This is a genomic window from Methylobacterium indicum (assembly GCF_001043895.1).
In the GTDB taxonomy this organism is placed as follows: Bacteria; Pseudomonadota; Alphaproteobacteria; order Rhizobiales; family Beijerinckiaceae; genus Methylobacterium; species Methylobacterium indicum.
In genome coordinates this window covers 1-3,767 of the sequence record NZ_JTHF01000414.1, presented here as the reverse complement: position 1 = coordinate 3,767, position 3,767 = coordinate 1, and the positions used below count along the sequence as shown (strand labels likewise).

The following is a 3,767-nucleotide window of genomic DNA, read 5'->3' as shown; positions in this document are numbered from 1 at the left end:
CCGGGCGGCCCCCGGCGACGCCACCTTCGGCTACGGCAGCCAAGGCTGACCCCGCGGCCACCGAATCCCGCCGCCGTCCGGTGGCGGGACGTCGCCCCGCGGCGGGCGCAGGGCTCGCGCCCTTGCACCCGCCGCGCGCCTGCACCAAAGCGGCTCTCGCCGGCGCCCCGCCCGGTCCCGGCACCCTCCCGATGCACGCCGTCCTCAACGCCGCCCTTCCGATCTTCGCCCTGATCCTGGCGGGGTTCCTGTCCGGCCGCACCGCCCTGTTCGGGCCGGCGGCGGCCGACAGCCTGAACCGCTTCGCGATCTACCTGGCGCTTCCCGCCCTGATGTTCGGCGCCATGGCGAAGATCACGCCCGACCAGGTCGCCCAGGTCGGCTTCGCGGCGGCCTTCGCGGGCGGTATCGCGGCGGCCTTCGCGGTCGCGTTCCTGCTCGGCCTCCGCCGGTCCCTGCGCGCGGCCCAGGCCTGCATCGAGGGGCTGGATGCCGGCTACAGCAACGTCGGCTTCATGGGTATCCCGCTCTGCCTGCTGGTCTTCGGGCCGGCGAGCCTGCCGGCCGCCGTCATCGCCACCCTGTTCACCGCCTGCGTGCTGTTCCTGTTCGCCATCGTGGTGATCGAACTCGACCTGCAGAAGGGGGCGGGTTCGGGCACCGCCCGCAAGGTGGTGCGGGCGCTCCTGCGCAATCCGCTCCTGATCGCACCGCTGGCCGGCCTCGCGGTCGGCCTCACCGGAACCGCGGTGCCCGGGCCGGTCGAGCGCTTCGCCGCGCTCCTCGGCGGCGCGGCCTCGCCCTGCGCCCTCGTCTGCATCGGGCTCTTCCTCGCCCAGGAGCGGGTGGTGTTCTCCGACATCCGCCCGATGGCCGTGCTCGTCGTCCTCAAGCTGGTGCTGCAGCCGGCGGTGACGGCGCTCCTCGTCTACCACGTCTTCGCGGTGCCGGACCTCTGGGCCCGGGCGGCGGTGCTGCTCAGCGCCCTGCCGATCGGATCGGGGCCGTTCACCCTCGCCAAGCTCTACGGGCTCGAGGCCGGCGTGACCTCCGGGGCGATCCTGCTCTCGCACCTCGCCTCGGTGGTCACGGTCTCGCTCCTCGTCGCCTGGCTTGCCTGACCGGGGTGGCCGAGAGGCGGCGGCGAGCCCTCCGAAGGTCGAGGCGGCGCGCTTGACGCAACGCCGGCCGGAACGGATTCGGAACGGGACCGGTCGGGCGGGGCGAGGAGGGATGATCGAAGGTCGTTCGGCCCCGCATCCGTGGGGACGCGATTAACCGGATCTTGAAAGTCGGCCACGAGTCTAACAGAACAGTGCCGGATGGGACTCGCGCGAAAAGACATGGTAGGGGGAGAACCGTCGCCACCGGCAGGGCGCGGCCCGTCCCGCGACCGCCTTCTTGCTGTCCCAACTTATCCGGAGCCGGGTCCAGGGCATGGCGATCCTTCGCTCCATCCGCACGATGTTCGACGGCGGTCCGCCGTCCCAGGACCGGGCCCTCGCGGGCCGCCTGATGCGGGTGATCTTCGGCTGCTACGTGATCGTCGCCGTCGGCCTCACGGCCGTGCAGATGATGGTCGCCTACCGGGCGGCGAGCCAGCGCCTCCAGGACGACGTGGCGGCCCTCCAGCGCACCTTCAGCCCCGGCATCGAGGACGCGATGTGGCGCTACAACGCCGAGGTGCTGCGCGGCATCCTGGCGGGCATGCAGGAAATCCCGGCCGTCATCGGGGTCGAGGTGCGCGACGAGGCCGGCCGTCGCGTCCAGACGACCGGCGCCGTCACGGACGAGGACGGCCAGCTCCGCCGCGGCGACGGCGCGACGCCCGCCGCCCGGCCCTTCGGCACGCCGTTCAGCCGCACCTTCCCGGTCATCCACACCGACGAGAACGGCCGGATCTACCCGATCGGCTCCTGGACCGTCCATTCCGATGACAGCATCGCCATCGAGCAGGTCAAGAACACGCTGTACGTGATCCTGATCAACTCGGCGATCAAGTCGGTCATGCTGTGGTTCATCTTCTATCTGGTGATCCGCACCATGGTCGGCCGGCCGCTGGGCCAGATCCGCGACTACCTCGCCCGGATCGACGCCGATTCCCTCGGGGCGCCGCCCCTGGTGATCGAGGCGGGGGGCCGCAACGAGCTGCACGCCCTCGCGGGCGCGCTCAACACCATGCGCGACCGGCTGCGCTGGTCGTTCGAGGAGAACGCCGCGCTGATGCGCGACCTGCGCGAGATGAACGCGACGCTGCAGGACCGGATCGCCGAGCGCACCCGCGACCTCGAGGCCCTGGCCCATACCGACCTGCTCACCAGCCTGTTCAACCGGCGCAAGCTCGACGAGGCCCTGGCCGAAGCGACGGAGGGACGGGGCCGGCCGCTCTCGCTGATCCTCGGCGACATCGACAACTTCAAGTCGGTCAACGACCGGCACGGCCACAAGGTCGGCGACCAGGTCCTGGTCGCCTTCGCGGATCTCCTGCGCGACGCCGTGCGGCCGACCGACATCCTCGGCCGCTGGGGCGGCGAGGAGTTCATGCTGCTGTGCCCCGACACCGACCTTCCCGCCGCGGTCGCCCTGGCCGAGCGGCTGCGCCAGCGCGTCGAGGCCACGGCCCTGCCGGAGGTCGGCACCCGCACCTGCTCGTTCGGCGTCGCCACCCTGGCCCCCGGCGAGAGCACCGACAGCCTGGTCGGCCGGGCCGATGCCGCGCTCTACCGCTGCAAGCGCAACGGCCGCAATCGGGTCGAGGTCAGTGCCTCGCTCTGGTCCGAGGCCGGGCTGGCGGAGCGCGGCGCGGCCTAGGCCCGACGTACCCTTCCCGCGGGTCGCGAGCGCCCGCAAGACGAGCGCCGCGTCCAGGATTCATCCTGCAAGCATAGATGGCCGACATCCCGAGCGGGATATCCGGCGGATTCTTTTGCAACGCGGGATGTGCGGTGCCGAAATCACGCCGGCAGGCCCGCACCGACACGACGTTCCATGTGCACGGCGCATGGTGCCGTTGCGTCCATTCGACGAGTTCGGGCGTCGGAGGTATTGGCAGCGTGCGCGACTTGCCGCAGTCTCGGGAGGGATGAAGCTGCCGCAGAGCGGTCCCCCCGGAACGGAGGTACGCCGATGGTCAACCCGAACCGCCTCGTGAAATCCGCCTGGATCGCCGCGGAGGTCTCCCGCGACAAGGCCGAGAAGGTCCTGGTGGTGGAAGCCTATATCGCGGTCAGCCCGCTGGAGAGCGGCTTCGATGCCGGCCGCTACGGCCGCCTCGTCGAGGACGTGCGCCGCATCCTGGCCGACAACCCGGACATCGACCGGGCCTCGATCCTGAGCGTGCACCGCGAATCGCGCTGCGCCGCCCTGTTTCGCCGTGGGGCCTGCGAGGAGGAGCGCCAGCCCGAGCTGGTCGCCTGATCCCGTGCGATTTGGGTCCGGCGGGGCCGCGCGGCCCCGCCGGCCGAGCCTCAGAGCCCCTCGAACAGGGCCGAGGAGATGTAGCGCTCGGCGAACGAGCAGGCGACCGTCACGATCCGCTTGCCCTTGAATTCCGGTCGGGCCGCGATCTCGAGGGCCGCCGCGACGTTGCCGCCGGTGGAGATGCCGCCGGGGATGCCCTCGATACGGGCGAGCAGGCGCGCGGTGTCGAAGGCGGTCTGGTTGGAGACCGTCACCACCTCGTCGATCACGCCGCGGTCGAGCACGCCCGGCACGAAGCCGGCGCCGATGCCCTGGATCTTGTGCGGGCCGGGCGTGCTCGACCGCGG

General features: G+C 71.6%; 4 protein-coding genes. 3 read left to right on the top strand and 1 reads right to left on the bottom strand.

Annotated elements, in window-relative coordinates; translation table 11 throughout:
* Nucleotides 1–191 precede the first annotated feature (191 nt).
* From QR78_RS30950 to QR78_RS30940, 3 genes are all read left to right on the top strand, one after another.
* Nucleotides 192–1,121, top strand: coding sequence for an AEC family transporter (locus tag QR78_RS30950; protein WP_048431474.1), 930 nt, complete (start codon nucleotides 192–194; stop codon nucleotides 1,119–1,121).
* 316 nt (nucleotides 1,122–1,437) lie between these two features.
* On the top strand, nucleotides 1,438–2,811 hold the full coding sequence (locus tag QR78_RS30945) for a GGDEF domain-containing protein (protein WP_048431473.1): 1,374 nt from the start codon (nucleotides 1,438–1,440) through the stop codon (nucleotides 2,809–2,811).
* A gap of 315 nt (nucleotides 2,812–3,126) precedes the next feature.
* Complete coding sequence (locus tag QR78_RS30940; RefSeq protein ID WP_048431472.1) at nucleotides 3,127–3,417, top strand: hypothetical protein; 291 nt, start codon at nucleotides 3,127–3,129, stop codon at nucleotides 3,415–3,417.
* Between the two features lie 50 nt (nucleotides 3,418–3,467).
* Here the strand turns inward: QR78_RS30940 and QR78_RS30935 are convergent.
* The coding region (locus QR78_RS30935; RefSeq protein ID WP_048431471.1) for a pyridoxal-phosphate dependent enzyme at nucleotides 3,468–3,767 on the bottom strand (300 nt) is incomplete at its 5' end.

Bases quoted from the DNA above. Each gene is read 5' to 3' on its own strand.
- QR78_RS30950 (WP_048431474.1), top strand. From the start codon at position 192: ATGCACGCCGTCCTCAACGCCGCCCTTCCGATCTTCGCCCTGATCCTG.
- QR78_RS30945 (WP_048431473.1), top strand. From the start codon at position 1,438: ATGGCGATCCTTCGCTCCATCCGCACGATGTTCGACGGCGGTCCGCCG.
- QR78_RS30940 (WP_048431472.1), top strand. From the start codon at position 3,127: ATGGTCAACCCGAACCGCCTCGTGAAATCCGCCTGGATCGCCGCGGAG.